Here is a 17,825-nt window from a genome sequence, read left to right as displayed (position 1 = left end):
GTCCGGTGCCGCAGGATTCCGGTACTCGGTGCTGGTGGTGCAACGACCTTACTGCGCAGACCAGTTGTGCTTCTCGTGAACAGATAAGCTCGCTTGTGGGGCTGTTCCGCAGGGGGACTGCTCCCCAGGGGCGACAGAGTGTTCCGGGGGGAAGGCGAACAACCATGTCCGAAGCCGACCGTCACCATCCGCTGGAGGGGCGCACCCTGCTGGTCGTCTCGACGAACTACGCGCCGGAGACGACGGGCATCGGCCCCTACGCCGCGCAGCTCGCCGAGCACTGGGCCGCGTCCGGCGCCGAGACCCATGTGCTGACCGGGATGCCGCACTACCCGTCGTGGCGCACCGAGGACGACTACCGTGGCGTGTGGCGGGTCACCGAGCGACGGGCCGGGGTCACCATCCACCGGCGCAGACACTATGTGCCGCCCCGTCAGACCGCCCTTCGCAGAGGTATGTTCGAGGCGACCGTGCTCGCCCACGGCCTGCTGCCGCCGCCCGTTCCGCGTCCGCCGGACGCGGTGGTCTCCCAGATGCCCAGCCTCGCGGGCGGTGTCCTCGGGGCCAGGCTGGCCCGACGCCACCGCGTCCCGTACCTGCCGGTCGTGCAGGACCTGATGGGGGCCGCGGCCGAGCAGAGCGGGATCAGGGGCGGAGGCCGGGCGGCGGCCGTCGCCTCGGCGGCCGAACGCCATGTGCTGCGCGGCGCCGCCCTCGTCGGGGTCATCCACGAGAGCTTCGTCCCGCGTGTCGCCGGGTACGGCGTCGACACCGGCCGCATCCGCGTCGTCCCCAACTGGTCGCACGTACCGGCGCCCACGGCCGACCGCAGGGCCACCCGGGCGCGGCTCGGCTGGGACGAGGGCGTCCCCGTGATCCTGCACTCCGGCAACATGGGGCTCAAACAGGGCCTGGAGGTCCTCGTCGACGCGGCACGCCTCGCCCCGGACGTCCGCGTCGTACTCATGGGCGACGGGAGTCGGCGCGAGGCGCTGCGCGGGCGCGCGGCGGGCCTGCGCAACCTCGACTTCCTGCCGCCCGCCGACGCCCGCGAGTTCACCGACGTCCTCGCGGCGGCCGACGTACTGGCCGTGACCCAGCGGGCGTCCGTGCTCGACATGAGCGTCCCGTCCAAGCTCACCTCCTACTTCGTCTCCGGCCGCCCGGTCGTCGCCTCGGTCGCCGACGGGGGAGGCACCGCCCAGGAGATCGAGCGGTCCGGGGCGGGCGTCCTCGTCGCCCCCGAGGACCCCGGCGCGCTGCTGTCGGCCGTACGCAAACTCGTCGAGGCACCCGCCGAGGCGGCCACCCTCGGCGCCAACGGACCGCTGTACGTCGCCCGGCACCTGGGCCGGGAGGCCGCCCTGGAGCGCTTCGACGCCCTGCTCACCGAGGCCCTCGCCGACGCACAAGGGAGAGAGCACCGATGACCCACCCGATCCGCGCCCTGGAGGACCAGGACGAACCCGCGCTGCTGAGGGACCAGTTCCGTCAGCTCCTGCGCTACCGGGCGCTGCTCGCCACCGGGGTGGCCGTCGGACTGATCGGCGGCGGCTGGCTCGCCCTGAGCGGCGAGAAGAGCTACACCTCGACCGGCGAGGTGGTCGTGCGCTCCGCCACCTCGGACCCCTTCGCGGCGGGCGCCTCCGCCGACAAGGGGATCAACATCGGCTCCGAACGGCAGACCGCGGTCAGCGACACCGTGGGCACGCTGGCCGCCAAGACCCTCGCCCGGAGCGGCGACCCGGTCGAGGTCGCGCCGCTGCTGAAGGGCCTCCAGGTCACCAACCCGCCGAACACCCTCGTCCTCCGCTTCGCCTACACCGGCGGCACCCCCGCCCTGGCCCGGGCACGGGCCCAGGCGCTCGCCGACGCCTACCTGGAGATCCGACGGCAGCGCACCGAGAACAGCATCGCCAACATGGTCGACGGCTACCGCGCCCAGCTCGAACCGCTCACCGAGCAGCGTGACCAGTTGGCCGGGCAGGCCGGTGCCAGCGGCGAGGCGGCCAACGCCCGGGCCGGACTCCTGGTGACGATCTCCGAACTCAACCGGAAGATCTCCGAGTTGCGCGCCCTGGACACCACCCCCGGTTATCTGACGAAGAAGCCCGCCGAGCCGACCGGTCCCAGCGGCGCCGGGCTGCCCCTGCTGCTGGGACTCGGTGGTGTCGTCGGGCTCGCCCTCGGACTGCTGCTGTCCTGGGTGCGTCTGGTCTTCGACCCGGCCGTGCGCTCCACCCGGGAACTCGTCCGTTCGCTCGGCGCCCCCCTGCTCGGCACCCTGCCCAGGGAACGGGCGTCGTCGGGCACCGTGCTCGCCGTCGGCCGCGGCGGCAGCCGCCTCGCCGAGGAGTACCGGGCGGTCGCCTTCCGGCTCGCCTACGATCCCTCGTTCGCCCAGCGCCGCAGACTCCTGGTCACGGCACCGCGCGGGAACGGCGGGGCGGCGGCGGCCGCCTCGGCCAACCTGGCCGCCGCGTTCGCCGAGATGGGCCGGGACGTCATCCTGCTCGAAGCCGATCTGCGCACCCCCTCCCTGGCCGCGGACCTGGGCCAGGCCGTGCGGGCCCCGGGGACCGGCCGGATGACTCGGGGCCCGCTTCCGTGGCCGTCGGACAGCCGGATGAACGTGGACGTGCCCGGGTCGGGAGCCTTCACCCTGGTGGCTGGCCGGCGCACGGACAACGTGGCGCGCGCCCTGACCTCCGTACCGGTGGGCCGGATCGCCGACGAGGCGGACCGGCCGGGCGCCGTCGTCATCGTGTCGGCCCCGCCCGTGCTCTCGTATGCCGACGCCGTCGCCCTGATCGACCGGGTGCCGGGCGTCCTGGCGGTCTGCGATGCGCGAGAGGCCCACCGCAGCGACCTGGAACGGATCCGCGAGATCGTCGAAGCGGCCGGCGGCACCGTCCTCGGCGCCCTGCTGCACCCCTCCCGGGGCCGGCACGACCGCCGGGCCCGCGAGAAGGACGCCGGGCGCCGCACGACGGCCGAACGGTCCGGCATCACCCCACCGGGCCGGGGCGAGCGGCACGGCGGTCCCGAGTACACCGGCGACCCGGCCGAGACGCTCGGACTGCGCGCCGTCGACCCCACCGCGGGGCGCGGATGAGGGCACGCACCGCGATCGCCTGCTCGATCGCGGACCAGGGTGTGGCGGCGCTCACCAACATCCTCGTCCTGGTGGTGGCCGCCCGACTCTCCACCGCGGCCGAGTTCGCCCGCTTCTCCGCGGTCTACCTCGTCTTCACGGTGTTGCTGGGCGTGTCCGGCGCGCACACCGGGCAGCCGCTGGTGCTGCGCCGCGGCGGGGCCGACGACGTGCGCGGCGCGTGCCGGTCGGCCCTCGCCTTCACCCTGCTCGCCGCCGCCGCGCTCGGCCTCCCGCTCGCCGCCGTCTGCCTGGCGCTGCCCGGGGCCACCTCCCGGGCCCTTGCGGTGCTGGGGCTGGTCCTGCCGGTGGTGCTCGGGCAGGACGCCACGCGCTACGCCTTCTCCACCCTGCACCTGCCGCATCTCGCGCTCGCGGGCGACACCCTCAGACTGGCCGGTGCGCTCGGCGCGCTGGCCGTACAGCCGCCCGGTGCCCCGGCCGCCCGGCTCGTCCTGGTCTGGGGTCTGTCCGCACTGCCCGCCCTGCTGTTCTCGGCCGTGCTGCTGCACCGCAGGACGGCCGGAACCTTACTGCGGCCCCGGGACCTGCTGCGGCGCGGCCATCTCGGGCGGCGCTTCGTGGTGGAGTTCGGGGTGGGCAACGCCACGAGCCAGCTTTCCGTGCTCGGGCTCGGCGCGGTCGGCGAACCGCTGGTCGTCGGCGCCCTGCGCGGCGCGACCACGCTCTTCGGGCCGCTGAACGTGCTGTTCACCTCCGCCACCGGTTTCGGCCCGCCCCTGCTCGGCCGGCTCCCCTCCGCACGTCACCGGGTCCGTGCCACGGCGGCGCTCGCCGTCGTGCTGGCCGCGACGGCCGTGCTCTGGGCCACCGCGCTCGCCCTGCTGCCCGAAGAGACCGGCCGGGGGCTGCTCGGCGACACCTGGCCCGCGGCGGCGGCGCTGCTCCCGGCGACCGGCAGCCAGTACGCCGCGATGGCCGTCGGCACCTGCGGGCTGCTGGCCCTGCGGACGCTCGATCCCGGCGCCACCCTCCCCGTCCAGGTGGTGTTCTCGCTCGTGGCCGTCGCGTTCCTCACCGGCGGATACGTGCTCGGCGGGATACCGGGCGCGGCCTGGGGCCTGTGCCTGGGATCCGCCTGCAAGGCGGCGGCCACCTGGACCGGGGTGGCGCGACTGCGGCGCCGATCCGACTCGTCGGCGCAGCCCGTCAGTGCGAGCGCCGCCCGCCCCGGCTCCTGACGCCGGCGACCAGCAGCAGACAGAGCACCGCGATCGCCGGTTTGCCCATGGCCTGCAGCAACGGGCCGCGCAGCAGGATGAACGTGTACCCGGCGACCAACGGCACGACGACGGCCGTCACACTGCCGGGCCCGGCCCGGGAGACCGCACGCGCGTAACGCCGGTCGGTGCGCGCGGCGGCGTACCCGATCAGCGCGAACGCCCCGGCCATGCCCGGGGCGCCGAAATCGACCCACAGCTCGGCCCACAGCGGCGCCGACAGGTTGGTCATGTTCATCCCCATCCATTGACCGACCCGCACCCCCGTGTCCTCCGGTTTGCCGCTCCACACCGACCGGGGCACGAAGAACAGCGCGGAGCCCGCCAGTTGACGCCCGTAGCTGTGCCCCCGGGTGCCGACCCAGGTGACGGTGTTGGCGACCATCACCGTCTGGTCGTAGTCCTTGGTGGTCAGCGGTTCGAACACCGACGACGACTCGACCGGCCGGTATCCCGCGCCGCCGTAACGGAACCGGTCCGCGTACGGGAACAGCACCAGCGCCCCGACCACCCCCACGGCCAGCACCGACCGGTACATCGCCGCGCTCCTCGGGAACGCGGTGAACAACAACGAGACCAGCACCGTCAGGAACCAGTAACGGGCATTGGAAACAGGGTTGTTGACGACCACATTGAGGACCGTCAGCGCCCCCCACACCAGCACCGCCGACGGGGAGCGCCGGGCCCGGCGCGAGGTCACCAGCAGACGGGTGTACAGGAGCAGCGCGAGCAGGGCGGGCACCGTCCCGAAGCCCTTGAGGAACGCCGACCCCACCTGGGAACCCTCGGAGCCGACCCCGCTGACCGCGACCGACGCGCTGATCTCCTGCCTGCTGGTGAAGAAGATCCCGGGCCCGCCCACCTTCACGACGTAGTAGCCGCTCGCCACGAAGGCCAACAGCACCAACAGTCCGCGCCGTACCCGGTGCGCGGAGGCCGGATGCCGGCCGGGACGCCCCGCGGCCCGCTCGCGCAGCGGACGCCGGGACGCCAGCAGTGCGCCGAGGTCGAACGCCGCGCAGCCGACCAGGACCAGTGCGACGGCCGTCACCAGATCGGAGCGCGGGCCGACCAGGGGTGTGGGAGTCTGCCCGATCACCGCCTGCGCGAACGGCGCCACGCCCATCGCGATGTACACGAACATCCAGAACACGCCCTGCAGCAGCCGCCGCCGGGTGGACAGGATCATGGTGGCGAGCCGGGCACCCGCGTAACACGTCAGCACGAGCTGCAGCCAGTACGCGGTGTCCCGGACACCGCTGCCCGGCTGCGCGGCGATCACCGCCGGAAGGAAGCACACCAGGGCGAGGATCAGCGGGACGGCCAGGGCGCGCGACAGCATCGCCCACGACATGGGCCTCGCCCACGGCCGGTCCGGCGGGCCGCCTTCCCGTACGGGTGCGGACGGCGCCGTCTCGCGCACGGACGTCATGGGCTCCCCGTTCCACCGACCTGTGAACACTCTAACGAAACAACCCAGTTGGGAAGTCGGGCGGCTAACCTGTGACGGGTCGGCCGAGGTCGAGGGGGCCCTGGTGAGGATTCTGCACGTCGTCACACTGCACACCCCGGACCACGCCTTCGGCGGGCCGACCAGGGTGGCGCTCAACCTCTCGAAGACCCAGCGGGCCGGGGGCGACGACGCGCGCGTCATGGCCCTGGCCGACGGCTTCACGGGCCGGCTGCCGCGCGAGGTCGAGGGCGTGCCGGTCCACCTCTTCCGGGCCCGCCATGTGCTGCCGCGGTACGAGGTCAGCGGGATCACCTCCGGAGCGCTGCTGCTCGCCGCCCACCGCATGATGCGCGGCGCCGACCTCGTCCACGTGCATCTGATGCGCGACCTGGTGACCCTGCCCGTCGCCCTGCTGGCGCTTTCGTCCGGCACCCCTCTGGTCGTGCAGACGCACGGCATGGTCGACCCGACCGAGAACCGGGTCGCCCGGCTGACCGACCTGCTGGGGGTGCGCAGGGTCCTGCGCCGGGCGGACGCGGTGCTCCACCTCACGGAGTCGGAACGCCTCGACGTGAACGCGGTCGCCGCGCCCGCGGCGCTGACCCGGACCGTGCGGCTGGTCAACGGCGTCCGGCCGCAGGAGCACAAGCCCGCCCGCGAGCCGGGCCGTCCGCCGACGGTCCTGTTCCTGGCGCGGATCCAGCAGCGCAAACGGCCGCGCGACTTCGTCGCCGCCATGCCGGAGGTCCTGGCCGTCCATCCGGACGCCCGGTTCGTGCTGGCCGGGCCCGACACCGGCGCCCTGCCCGAGACCCTCGAACTCGCCCGCGAGCTCGGGGTGACGGGCTCCCTCGACCATGTCGGACCGCTCGACCACGACGAGGTCCTGGCGGCGGACCGGCGGGCCGACGTGTACGTGCTGCCCTCGATCGAGGAGCCGTTGGGCGTCTCCGTCCTGGAGGCGATGTCGGTGGGCACCCCCGTCGTCATCACCCGAACCTGCGGCCTCGGCCCCGATGTGGCACGGGCCGGGGCCGGCCGGGTGATCGACAGCCGGGTCGGCGAGGACGCGGAGAACGCGTCGAAGGTCGCGGGCGCGATCCTGGAACTCCTCGAGCCCGGGGCCGGTGAACGGGCCGGCCGGGCCGCCCGGCGACTGGTCGACGAGCACTTCACCATCGAGGCGGTGACCCGTACCCTTCGACGGACCTACGAGGACGTGGTCCGCCGAAGGGGACGCGCCGTCAGGTCGCCCTTTTCTCCCGGGACTTGAGGCCGATCTGCCAGCGGTAGAAGCTCATCGCCAGCGCGAAGTCGAACCCCGCCCGTCCGTCCAGGAACCCCCGCCGGTACACGTACATGTACGCGAAGGACACCAGCGGCTTGAACGGCGCCTTGTGGAACAACTGTCCCTGGCGCGACTTCACCCTGCGCACCTGCTCCTTGACGTCGGGGTGGTGCTCCAGCCACGCCTCCCAGTCGGAATAGCGGTTGTGCCGCTCGAACCAGGCGGTGACCGGGTCGAGATCCTGGTGCTCGATCGGATGGCGCAGCGCCCCGACCGATTCCGCGACCGGCTGGTAGTGGCCCTCCACCTCGCCGATGCCCGGTGCGTCGAGGTCCCCGACCTCCGGGTAATGGCAGCGGGTGCGGTCGGTCAGTGAGCGCTTGCGGATGGTGTAGCCGTGCCGCAGCCGCTTCCCGGAGAACCAGTAGCCCAACGGGATGTCGTAGGCCGCCGGTCTCGGCGCCCCGGGATCGGCGAACTCCCGCCGCAGTTCGGCCAGCAGGCCGGGGCTGATCCGCTCGTCGCCGTCGAGCAGCAGGATCCAGTCGAGGTCCGTGCGGACATGGTCCAGACACCACTGCTTCTTGCGCGGATGGCCGCCGTCCCACGTGTACGCGATCACTTCGGCGCCGCTCTCGGCGGCGATCTTCGCCGTGTCGTCGGTGCTGTGCGAGTCGACGACGACCACCGCCTCGAAGTGGTCGATGACCGACCGCACGGCCTCGGCGACGTTGAGTGCCTCGTTCTTCGTGGGGATCGCCACGGCGATCGGCAGCTTCTTCATCCGGCCCCTCCTTCGGGCAGCCAGGCGTAACAGCCGGTGGAGGTGAAGGCGCGGGCCGTCTTCGGGACGGTGATCCGGGCCGGATTCCCGGCGGTGGTGGAACCCGACGCCAGGACCGTGCCGCCGGCCCCGGTGACCCGCCAGGCGCAGGAGTCGGTGGGGGAGACGCCCCGGTAGCGGCCCGGCCGGAGTCCGTCGTCCTCGTGCGTGCCGTCCGCGTATCCGCGCGCGGCTTCTCGCAGCAGATCGCGGTGGCGGACGCACAGGTGCTCGACGGCCGGTTCCGCGTCCGCGATCTCGCCGGTCAGGAGGGCGCCGACCGCGGTGTCCCGGTCGGCCTTCACCAGGAACGTCAGCCGGTCGCAGGTCTCCTGGCCGGTCTGGAGCACGGCCGCCGGGTCCATGCCCCGGGGCACCCGGTCGGTCAGGTACTCCTTCTCCTTCTCGGTGAACGAGCCGGTGGCCGGGGTCAGTTCGGCGGTCGGCAGCCTCGGCCGCCCCTTGTCCGGCGCGGGCGCGGGCGGCTGGGACGCGGTGGCGGCGGGACCTGCCACCGGGCCGCCCCGGCCTGGAGCCGGGGACGCCGACGCTCCGGCGGTCGCGTCCGCCGTCTCCCGCTCGGAGGAGGACGAGCCGCAGGCGACCAGCGCCGCCGCCAGGACGACGGCGGCGGCGCCGGCACGGAACGGGTGTGTCATCAGCCCGTCCTCAGCGCGTAGTGGGCACTGACCGTCGAGGCGCTCAGCGCGGTCGGGTAGACGGCGGTCTCGTCGACCTGCCCGGCGAAGAAGTTGCTCGTCGGCCTGCCCGGCCAGTTGTTCAGGTTGTCGCCGCCCACGCGCCAGTAGCCGCTGTAGTTCTGGTTCACGGTGTACGAGCTGTTGGAGGCGCGGAGCTTCCCGTCCACGTACAGGGCCATGCCGCCGGTCCCCTGGGTGGCGACGACGTGGTGCCAGGCGCCGTTGTTGTAGGCGGCGGGCGTGGTGATGGTCCTGGCCCCACCGTTGTAGACGCCGAAGACGAGACGTCCGTCGTCGCGCATGTACACGTGCTTGTCGAACTGGGTGCTGTTCTGCATGGTCACGTTGCCGAAGCCGATGATCCTCCCGCCCTTGGCGGTCGTCGTTCTGATCCAGGTCTCGACGGAGAACCGGGCCGGGTGCGGGTGGCGCTTGTTGCTGTACGCGTACTGGTTCGATCCGTTGAAACCGATCGCCGTCGAGGGCCCGGCGACCGCGGCGGGCGTCTGCCGGTAGGCGGGGGAGTTGCGCAGGAAGCCGTTGCTGCGCCCGGAGCCGGTGTCGGCGGCGAAGGTCGACGTGCCCTCGTCGTACCGCCAGTACAGCGACGCGCCGTCGGAGAGCACCCTGGCCGGATACTTCTGGGCGGTGGACGCCACCGTCGCCGACAGGGCCGGTGACTTGGCACTCGTGTGGGTGCCGTCGCTCGCGCTGATCCGGTAGGAGTGCGTCTCGCCGGGGGCCACGTCCGTGTCGGTCCACCTCAGCTGCGGGCGGTCCCAGAACAGCGAGTACCCCGTCGTGGTGTGCACCGGAGTGGTCGCGCCGTCCTTGTAGATCCGGTAGGTGAGCGCCCCGTCGTCGGCGTCGAAGCTCGCCTGCCAGTTGACCTCGATCTTCCCCGGGGCGACGGTGGACAGGCTGACGTTGGGCACCCACGGGGCCCCGGTGTCCGGGCCGTCGGCAAACCGGGTCAGGCTCTGCTGGCGGACCCCGTTGACCGTGGTGAACTCGCCGCCCACCCACAGATAGTGGTGTCCGCCCTTGTCGGTCTGTGCCATCACCCGCGGACCGACCGGCTCCCCGATGCCGTCATTGGTGTCCGGGAACCAGGGGAGCAGCTTCGGGTCGTTCACGGACTGGGCCAGCAGATGCTTGCGCGGCTGGTCCGGGAACCCGCCCATGCTGGCGCAGTCGTGGGCATGACTCCCGCTGTACAGCACGCCCTCGTGGACGAGAACGGCCTGGGTGGCCCCCAGACAGGTGTCCCGCCAGCGCTGGGCGAAGTCGCTGAGGTTCAGCGCGATCCGGCCGTCGAAGACACCCCTGCCGGTGCCCTCGTTGGCGGTGTAGAAGCCCGTCGCGTCGGTGGTGATGTCCTGCACGGTCGAGGTGTCGGGGATGAAACCGGCCGGGTAGCCCTTGACGACGGCGCCGGTGGTGGCGTCCACCACGGCCAGGGCGTGCGAGGTGGTGCCGTTGACCTTGAAGAAGTTTCCGCCGAGCAGGACGCGCCTGCCGTCGGGGGTCGGCTCCACGGCCCGGCCCACGTCGTCCGCGTTCGCCTTCCACGGCTTGAGCGCGGCGCCCGTGGTGACCGCGGCGAACTTGTTCCGGGTCTGCCCCGCGACCTTGTTGAAGTCGCCGCCCAGGTAGACCGTGTCCGAGGTGACGGCCAGGGCCCGCACCGTCGCGGTGACCGACACCTTGAAGTCCTGGCGCGGGGTGCAGGTCGCCGTGTCGATCGCCGCGATGTTGCTCACCCCGACCCCGCTCACCGCCCCGAACTGCCCGCCGACGTACAGCGTCTTCTGGTCCGGGGAGAGCGCGAGTGCCCGTACCGTCGCCGTCCCCGACGAGAGCGTGAACGACAGCGTGCAGCCGGTGGGTTCACCGGTCGCGGCGTCGAACGCGGCGAAGTTCAGCGCCGACCGCTCCAACGTGCCCGCGGCCGCGCCCGGCGGCCGGACGGTGGAGAAGGTGCCGCCGGCGTAGACGACACCGGCGTCCGACGCCGCCATCGACCAGACGATGCCGTTGGTCTGCCAGGTGGTGAGATCGTCGGCCGTCAGCGCGACCGGCGGTGTCAGGGCAGAGATCGGGGAGGCCCCGGACGCGGCGGCGGTCAGTGCTCCGGCCAGCAGGCACAGCGCGCCGACCGCGGCACGCGCCCTGCGGCGGCGTCCGGAGGGTCCGCGCCCCGTGGTTGCGTTCATCATTGAGCTCCGAAGGTGAGAACGGTCCGCGGCCCGGGGGCCGCGATTCCCGCGCCCGGCGGCGTGACGGGGCAGGGCCCTCCCGTCGCGGGTGCGGGGGAGTGGGTGGGGGCGAGGCCGGGCCGGGCGGACGGCCCGGGCTCCGCCGGACGGCGGGCAGCGGGGCGCGGGGAGGGGACCGGGCGGCTCATCGGTCCACCCGCACGGCCGTCCCGGCGAGTTGGTCGGCGAGCAGGCGGATGTCGGCGTCGACCATGATCGCGGCGAGTTCCCGCGCCCGTACGGCCGGTTTCCAGCCGAGCAGTTCCTCCGCCTTGGCGGCGTCACCGATCAGCGCGTCGACCTCGCTCGGCCGCTCGTACTTGGCGTCGTGGCGGACGTGCTCGCGCCAGTCGAGACCCGCGTGCGCGAAGGCGTGCTCCAGGAACAGCCGGACGCTGACACCCTCCCCGGTCGCCACCACGTAGTCGTCCGGGGTGTCGCGCTGCAGCATCCGCCACATCGCGTCCACGTACTCGGGGGCGTAGCCCCAGTCGCGCACGGCGTCGAGATTGCCCAGGTGCAGGCGGGTCTGCAGACCCGCCTTGATCCTGGCCACCGCTCGGGTGATCTTCCGGGTCACGAAGGTCTCGCCGCGCCGTGGGGACTCGTGGTTGAAGAGGATCCCGTTGACCGCGAACATGCCATACGCCTCACGGTAGTTGACGGTGGCCCAGTACGAGTAGACCTTCGCGACGCCGTACGGGCTGCGCGGGTGGAACGGCGTCCGCTCGTTCTGCGGCGGCGGGCTGGCACCGAACATCTCGGACGACGAAGCCTGATAGATCCGGGTGTCGACACCGCTCGCGCGTACGGCCTCCAGCAGCCGCATGGTGCCCAGACCGGTGATGTCACCGGTGTAGAGCGGGGCGTCGAACGAGACCCGGACATGCGACTGCGCACCCAGGTTGTAGACCTCGTCCGGGCGGATGTCCCGCAGCAGGTTCACCAGTGCGACGCCGTCGGCCAGGTCGGCGTGGTGCAGCACGAACGACCGGTCCGGCTCCTCCGGGCCCTGGTAGATGTGATCGATCCGCTCCGTGTTGAAGCTCGACGACCGGCGTATCAGCCCATGGACCGTGTACCCCTTGTCGAGCAGTAACTCGGACAGGTAGGAGCCGTCCTGTCCCGTCACGCCCGTGATGAGTGCGGTCTTCGCCATGAATCCCCCAATGTCTCCTGCCCGAAGGGCTGTTGGTCCTCACCCGATGTTTCCCGCCCGCGTTCCGCGAGCGGAGATCCGCGGTACGACGTCACCCTGTCCCGCCGCTGCTGACACAATCCGGGCCATGACGACTGATTTACCCGGCCCTTCCCAGCGATCCACCAGTCCCCTGCTGCGCCCCGGCGCCCGTGTGTTCGTCGCGGGCCACCGCGGTCTGGTCGGCTCGGCGGTGGTGCGCCGTCTCACCGCCGCCGGACACGAGGCGATCACCCGTGACCGCGGCCTCCTCGACCTGCGCGACGCCGAGCGGACCGGGGCGTTCCTCCGCGAGGCGCGCCCGGACGCCGTGGTGCTGGCCGCCGCCAGGGTCGGGGGGATCATGGCCAACGACGCCTTCCCGGTGCAGTTCCTCGAGGACAACCTGCGCATCCAGCTGAGCGTCATCGCCGGGGCGCACGCCGCCGGGGTCGAGCGGCTGCTCTTCCTCGGCTCGTCCTGCATCTACCCCCGGCTCGCCCCCCAGCCGATTCCCGAAAGCGCCCTGCTCACGGGCCCGTTGGAACCGACGAACGAGGCGTACGCACTGGCCAAGATCGCCGGTGTCGTGCAGACCCGTTCCTACCGCAGGCAGTACGGCGCCTCGTACATCAGCGCCATGCCCACCAACCTCTACGGGCCCGGCGACAACTTCGACCCGGAGACCTCGCACGTCCTGCCCGCGCTGATCCGCCGGTTCCACGAGGCGCGACGGGACGGTGCGCCCGCGGTCACGCTCTGGGGATCCGGGCGGCCCCGCCGTGAATTCCTGCACGTCGACGACCTGGCCGCCGCCTGTCTTCTGCTGCTGGAACGCTACGACGGCGAGGAGCCCGTGAACATCGGTTGCGGCGAGGACCTGTCCATCGGTGAACTCGCCGACCTCGTCAAAGAAGTGACGGAGTATCGGGGAGTCGTCGAATGGGACACCTCGAAGCCCGACGGAACTCCGCGCAAGCTGCTCGACGTCACCCGGCTCGCGGCCCTGGGATTCGCCCCGCGGATCCCGCTGCGCGACGGCATCGCCGGTACGTACGCCTGGTGGCTGGAGCGGTCGGCCGCACCGCCGGTGGTCCCGTGAGCCGCCCATCCCCGTCCGCCCTCAGTAGGCCCCGCGCCCGTCGGTGACGGCGCGCAGCGTACGGGCCATGAGCCCCAGATCGGTGGTCAGCGACCAGTTGTCGACGTACCACAGGTCCAGGGAGACGGTCTCCTGCCAGGACAGGTCCGAGCGCCCGCTGACCTGCCACAGCCCGGTCAGTCCCGGCCGGACCGCCAACCGTCTCAATTCGCGCTCGTCGTACCGTGACACCTCGTCCGGCAACGGGGGGCGCGGGCCCACCAGCGACATCTCGCCCCGCAGCACATTGACCAGCTGCGGGAGTTCGTCGAGCGACGTGCGGCGCAACAGACGGCCGATTCCGGTCACCCGTGGGTCCCGCCGCATCTTGAACATCGGGCCGTCGCTGTCGTTGGCCGCCGTCAGCAGACGCTTGTGGCGTTCGGCGTCCACCACCATCGTGCGGAACTTCCACATCGTGAACGGGCGGTTGTGCAGCCCCTGGCGGATCTGCCGGTGGAGCGCCGGACCGTCCGAGCCCAGGCGCACCGCCGCTCCGATCAGAAGCAGCACGGGCGCCAGGAGCAGCAGCCCGAGCGCCGCGCCCGCACGGTCCACAGCGGTCTTGAAGACCATCTGCGGGCCCCGGCGCAGCGGCGGGGCGATGTGCAGCAGGGTCAGCCCGGCCGCGGTGGCGGGCCGCACCCGCTCGGCCGCGATGCCCGACAGCTCCGACAGCACGGACAGCGGGAGACCGCCGTCGTGCAGTCCCCAGAAGAGCCGGCCCAACCGCTCCTCGGACAGATGCGGACCGGGGGCGACCAGGGCCAGGTCCGCGTCATGGGCGAAGGCCGCGCCCAGGACCGTCGACGCGTCGTCCCCGGCGGGCGCCGGGGCGAGTCGCCCGGCCACCCGCACCCCGCACTCCAGCGGCGCGGAACCCACCGGTACGGCGGCCACGACCGCGTAGGGATGACCGGCCCGGGAACCGAGCAGCCGCACCGCGCGCTCCACCCCGGGGGTCTCCCCGACCACGAGCACGCGCCGCACGGACCGCCGACGCCGCCCCGCACGGGGCAGCCACCGCATCGCCGTGACCACAGGCAGGCCGGGCAGCAGTGCCACGAGACCGGTCACGGCATCGATGGTGCCGCCGGTCGTGGTCCGCAGCACGGCGAGCACGCCGACCAGGAGCAGCCAGTCGGCGACCGTGCTCAGCGCGAGCCGAGCGCTCCCCCCGGTACGGTCGTCCGCGTACCGGCCGCGCGCGGCCCGCACACAGCTCCACGCCAGCGCCGCCACCGCCGCCGCCACCACGGCCCCGGGCTGTGCGCCGGCGCGCAGCACGAGCCACGCCGGAATCCCGAGTCCCAGAAGCTCGGCGCCGACGAGGGCGGGCACGCGGCGGCCGGTCCGCCGCGCCCTCGCCGCGGCCGGTGAAGGACGTCCGCGCGCGGCGGCCACCGCCTGCCGCGGGCCCTCGCATTCCGTGCCGCGCCGCCGGGGCGCGGCAGTCCGCGGGCGAGGCGGCCCCCATGCTCCCGCGGACCCCGATCGGTCGGCATCGGACAACTCGACGTGCCCCATGAACCCCCCAGTCACAGTCGCATCGTCATGAACGGGGCGCATCCGCCGATCCTGTGGACTGACGGATGCGCCCCCGCTCGGTGCACGATATCCACACACATGCCATTTCGCTGGAGTTGCGGTGAAGTTCGGACATCCGCACCGGCTCGGAACTCGTCCCGTTCCGTGCTGGACCTCTGGTTCCGTGAGCACCCGTGCGCGTGTGGGGGACATCGGGACCGATGGTGCGCGGCTCTGTCCGTGGTCCCTTGCATGATCGCATCAACCGGTGGGTCCCGGGAGACCGCCCGGCGGGCCTGCGGCGTCCTTGCTGGAGCGCGGGGCGAGGACCCACCGGTATGCGCCGGGCGAGGACCACCCGTATACGCGGGGTGGGACGGAATGCGCCGGGACGGACCGGAGCGCGCGGACGGACCCGGACGGGTGGATGCTGAGGAGAGGGGCGGCAGGACCGGGCCGTGTCCGGCGACCCGGGTCCGGGCGCGGCGGCAGGAGGTGCGCGATGACCCGCACGCTGGAATGGAACGTCCGTGTCGGCCTGACCGAGGAGGACGGCACGACCAGGGCCGAGGCGGTGCTGGACACCGGCTCGGACAGACTCGTCGGGCACGGGGTCGCCCGCTGCAATCCGCAGGACGTGGACATCCCCGCCATCGGCGAAGAGCTCGCGGCGAGCCGCGCCATGAAGGACGTCGCCGCCCAGCTCATGAAGGTGGCCGACGAGGAACTGGAATCGGTCGGCGCGGGACCCGCGAGCGGACCCGTGGCGCCTCCGTACGCCTGGTCCGACACCACGGCCTGAGCCGCGGCCGGGTGCGCGGCGGTGCGCACCCGGCAGCCCGGTCCCCGCGCGCCGGCCGGGCTCAGCCGGATGCGTCCCGGTCGCAGGCGGGCAGACCGATCCGGTTCGGGAACGGCAGCAGCCCCGACGCGAGCACCTGGCGGCCGGGCACCTCCAGCGCGGCCAGCAGCGCGTCCGCCGTGGCCTCGGCGAGGGGGCCGAGTAGTCGGCCGGCCAGCCGGTCGGTGGTGTCCTCGACCAGATCGCGTTCGGCGCGGCCGCGCTCCGTGACGGCCGAGCGCGCGTCGAGCAGTCCGCGCGAGCGCTGGCGTTCCTCGGCGTCCGCCCACTCCGGGTCGCTCCATCCCCGGCCGACCTGGATGGCGTGCCAGCGCCGGGGCGTTCGTCGCCGCCCGGGGCCACCGCCCGCCCGGGCGCGGATTCACGCGGCGGCGCCGGAGTGCCGTTCGACGATCGACGCGGCGTCGGTGCCGCGCGGCAGCACCCCGTACTGGTGGCCGCGATCCTCCCCGAGCCGGGCGGCGACGAACGCCTCGGCGCCGGCCGCCGGGGCATGACGCAGCATCAGCGAGGACTGCAGCGCCAGGGCCATGCCCTCGACCGTCGCCCGGGCGCGGGTCTGCGCGGCGTGCGGATCGCGCAGATCGTCCGCCAGTTCCCGGCGCAGCCGCCGGACGTGCGCGTCCAGCACCGGATGGGCGCCGGAGGTGGTCTCCAGCTCGGCCCAGAACGCGTCCAGCGACTGCGGGGTGCGGCCGATGCCGCGCAGCACGTCGAGGGCGACGACATTGCCCGAGCCCTCCCACACGGCCATCACCGGCTGCTCGCGGTAGCGCCGGGCGAGCGGCCAGTCCTCCGTGTAACCGTTGCCGCCCAGGCACTCCAGCGCCTCATAGGCGTGGTGCGGGCCGCGCTTGCAGATCCAGTACTTGGACACCGCGGTGGCCAGCCGCCGGAACATCTCCTCGGACTCGCCGCTGTCGGCCTCGTACGCGTGGGCCAGACGCAGCGAGGTCCAGGTCGCGGCCTCCGTCTCCAGCGCCAGGTCCGCCAGGACCGCGGTCATGGCGGGCTGGTCGGCCAGCCGGGCGCCGAACGCGCTGCGGTGCCGCGCGTGCCAGATCGCCTCGGACACCGACTCGCGCATCCCGGCGGTGGTGCCCAGCACGCAGTCGAGACGGGTGTGGTTGACCATCTCGATGATGGTGCGGACCCCGTGCCCGGGTTCGCCGATCCTTACCGCCCAGGTGCCGTCGAACTCGACCTCGGAGGAGGCGTTCGACCTGTTGCCCAGCTTGTTCTTGAGCCGCTGGATCCGGATGGTGTTACGGGTGCCGTCGGCCAGCACGCGCGGCACGAGGAAGCAGGTCAGCCCGGCCTGGGCCTGGGCCAGCACCAGGAAGGCGTCCGACTGCGGGGCGGAGAAGAACCACTTGTGGCCGGTGAGCAGATGGGCCCGGCCCTCGGGGTCGGAGGCGATCGGCACGGCCCGGGTGGTGTTGGCCCGTACGTCGGAACCGCCCTGCTTCTCCGTCATCCCCATGCCGAACGTCAGTCCGGACTTGCCGGCGGGGGCGATCGGCCGGGGATCGTAGGAACGGCTCAGCAGTCCCGGCAGCCAGTCCCGCCCCACCTCCGGATCGCGCCGCAGCACCGGGACCACGGCATGGGACATGGAGATCGGACAGGCGTGGCCGGGCTCGACCTGGGCGAACAGCATGAACGCCGCCGCCCGCGCCACCGCCGCCCCGGGCTTCGGGTCGGCCCAGCCCGCCGTGTGCGTGCCGTGGCCCACCGCCGCGCCGATGATCTCGTGGTACGCGGGGTGGAAGTCGACCTCGTCCACCCGGTTGCCGTAGCGGTCGTGGGTGCGCAGCACGGGCGGGGAGGTGTGGGCGAGCTCGGCGTTCGCCCGGAACCGCTCGGAACCGACCAGGGCGCCGATCTCGCGCAGCTCCGGTTCCCGCCAGGCCGCGCCGAAGGCGTGGACGGCCTCGGCGAGCGGTGGGTTGGCGGCGTACTCGTCGATGCCGGTGCGGGGAGGCGCCTGGTTGGTGACCTCGTGGGTGCGGTGCGGGGCGGGCGCCTCGGGCCGGGGTCCGGCCGACTGCGGTGTGATGGTCATCGCGGGTTCCTGTCCTGGGTCGGTGGACGGGCGGGAAGGGTGACGGGCCGACGGGGAACGGGTGCGGTGGTACGGGATCGGACGGCCTGATGCCGGGCGGCGGCTCGGCGAGCGGTCGGTCCGGCGGTACGGGGC

14 protein-coding genes are annotated in these 17,825 nt (G+C 73.0%); 6 read left to right on the top strand and 8 right to left on the bottom strand.

The window, feature by feature from the left end; translation table 11 throughout:
- Positions 1-164: 164 nt before the first annotated feature.
- The 3 genes from ACGF2V_RS08960 to ACGF2V_RS08950 are packed head-to-tail and all read left to right on the top strand — an operon-like array spanning position 165 to position 4,356.
- Positions 165-1,430, top strand: a complete 1,266-nt coding sequence (locus tag ACGF2V_RS08960) for a glycosyltransferase (RefSeq protein WP_362704848.1) — start codon at positions 165-167, stop codon at positions 1,428-1,430.
- Positions 1,427-3,115 (top strand): lipopolysaccharide biosynthesis protein, encoded by a 1,689-nt coding sequence (locus ACGF2V_RS08955; RefSeq protein ID WP_362622290.1) that lies wholly within the window; start codon positions 1,427-1,429, stop codon positions 3,113-3,115. The genes ACGF2V_RS08960 and ACGF2V_RS08955 overlap by 4 nt, the downstream gene beginning before the upstream one ends.
- Positions 3,112-4,356 carry a hypothetical protein gene (locus ACGF2V_RS08950; RefSeq protein WP_362622292.1) on the top strand — a complete coding sequence of 415 codons (1,245 nt, stop codon included), beginning with the start codon at positions 3,112-3,114 and terminating at the stop codon, positions 4,354-4,356. Before ACGF2V_RS08955 ends, ACGF2V_RS08950 begins: the two co-directional genes overlap by 4 nt.
- Here the strand turns inward: ACGF2V_RS08950 and ACGF2V_RS08945 are convergent.
- Complete coding sequence (locus ACGF2V_RS08945; protein ID WP_362704845.1) at positions 4,325-5,827, bottom strand: hypothetical protein; 1,503 nt, start codon at positions 5,825-5,827, stop codon at positions 4,325-4,327. The two genes, ACGF2V_RS08950 and ACGF2V_RS08945, sit on opposite strands and share 32 nt — an antisense overlap.
- Positions 5,828-5,930: 103 nt before the next feature.
- Between ACGF2V_RS08945 and ACGF2V_RS08940 the strand changes: the two genes are divergently transcribed.
- A complete protein-coding gene (locus ACGF2V_RS08940; RefSeq protein ID WP_362704842.1) occupies positions 5,931-7,121 on the top strand; it encodes a glycosyltransferase in 1,191 nt (396 codons plus the stop codon).
- Here the strand turns inward: ACGF2V_RS08940 and ACGF2V_RS08935 are convergent.
- The 4 genes from ACGF2V_RS08935 to gmd all read right to left on the bottom strand — a co-directional run bounded on the left by ACGF2V_RS08935 (position 7,093) and on the right by gmd (position 12,077).
- Positions 7,093-7,920: a glycosyltransferase family 2 protein gene (locus tag ACGF2V_RS08935; protein WP_362622305.1), complete on the bottom strand. Its 828-nt coding sequence runs from the start codon at positions 7,918-7,920 to the stop codon at positions 7,093-7,095. The two genes, ACGF2V_RS08940 and ACGF2V_RS08935, sit on opposite strands and share 29 nt — an antisense overlap.
- On the bottom strand, positions 7,917-8,618 hold the full coding sequence (locus ACGF2V_RS08930; protein WP_362704839.1) for a hypothetical protein: 702 nt from the start codon (positions 8,616-8,618) through the stop codon (positions 7,917-7,919). The genes ACGF2V_RS08935 and ACGF2V_RS08930 overlap by 4 nt, the downstream gene beginning before the upstream one ends.
- A complete protein-coding gene (locus ACGF2V_RS08925; protein ID WP_362704836.1) occupies positions 8,618-10,879 on the bottom strand; it encodes a LamG domain-containing protein in 2,262 nt (753 codons plus the stop codon). The genes ACGF2V_RS08930 and ACGF2V_RS08925 overlap by 1 nt, the downstream gene beginning before the upstream one ends.
- A gap of 184 nt (positions 10,880-11,063) precedes the next feature.
- Complete coding sequence (gene gmd / locus ACGF2V_RS08920; RefSeq protein ID WP_362622314.1) at positions 11,064-12,077, bottom strand: GDP-mannose 4,6-dehydratase; 1,014 nt, start codon at positions 12,075-12,077, stop codon at positions 11,064-11,066.
- A gap of 127 nt (positions 12,078-12,204) precedes the next feature.
- Between gmd and ACGF2V_RS08915 the strand changes: the two genes are divergently transcribed.
- Complete coding sequence (locus ACGF2V_RS08915; protein ID WP_362704833.1) at positions 12,205-13,197, top strand: GDP-L-fucose synthase; 993 nt, start codon at positions 12,205-12,207, stop codon at positions 13,195-13,197.
- 21 nt (positions 13,198-13,218) lie between these two features.
- On the opposite strand, the gene ACGF2V_RS08910 is transcribed toward ACGF2V_RS08915, so the two are convergent.
- Positions 13,219-14,763 (bottom strand): exopolysaccharide biosynthesis polyprenyl glycosylphosphotransferase, encoded by a 1,545-nt coding sequence (locus ACGF2V_RS08910; RefSeq protein WP_362622503.1) that lies wholly within the window; start codon positions 14,761-14,763, stop codon positions 13,219-13,221.
- Between the two features lie 502 nt (positions 14,764-15,265).
- On the opposite strand from ACGF2V_RS08910, the gene ACGF2V_RS08905 reads away from it, so the two are divergent.
- The gene (locus ACGF2V_RS08905) at positions 15,266-15,565 is read left to right on the top strand and encodes a DUF1876 domain-containing protein (protein WP_362622319.1); all 300 of its coding nucleotides are present in this window, start codon (positions 15,266-15,268) and stop codon (positions 15,563-15,565) included.
- 61 nt (positions 15,566-15,626) lie between these two features.
- Here ACGF2V_RS08905 and ACGF2V_RS08900 read toward each other — a convergent pair whose 3' ends face one another.
- Together ACGF2V_RS08900 and ACGF2V_RS08895 are read right to left on the bottom strand one after the other, a co-directional pair.
- Positions 15,627-15,926, bottom strand: coding sequence for a hypothetical protein (locus ACGF2V_RS08900; RefSeq protein ID WP_392911344.1), 300 nt, complete (start codon positions 15,924-15,926; stop codon positions 15,627-15,629).
- Positions 15,927-15,986: 60 nt separating this feature from the next.
- A complete protein-coding gene (locus tag ACGF2V_RS08895; RefSeq protein ID WP_362704830.1) occupies positions 15,987-17,690 on the bottom strand; it encodes an acyl-CoA dehydrogenase family protein in 1,704 nt (567 codons plus the stop codon).
- Positions 17,691-17,825: the final 135 nt, after the last annotated feature.

Origin of the sequence: Streptomyces sp. NPDC047982, assembly GCF_043204165.1 — a bacterium.
Classification (GTDB): Bacteria; Actinomycetota; Actinomycetes; order Streptomycetales; family Streptomycetaceae; genus Streptomyces.
The sequence above is the reverse complement of the archived record's forward strand: the minus strand, read 5'-3'. Positions and strand labels throughout refer to the sequence as shown.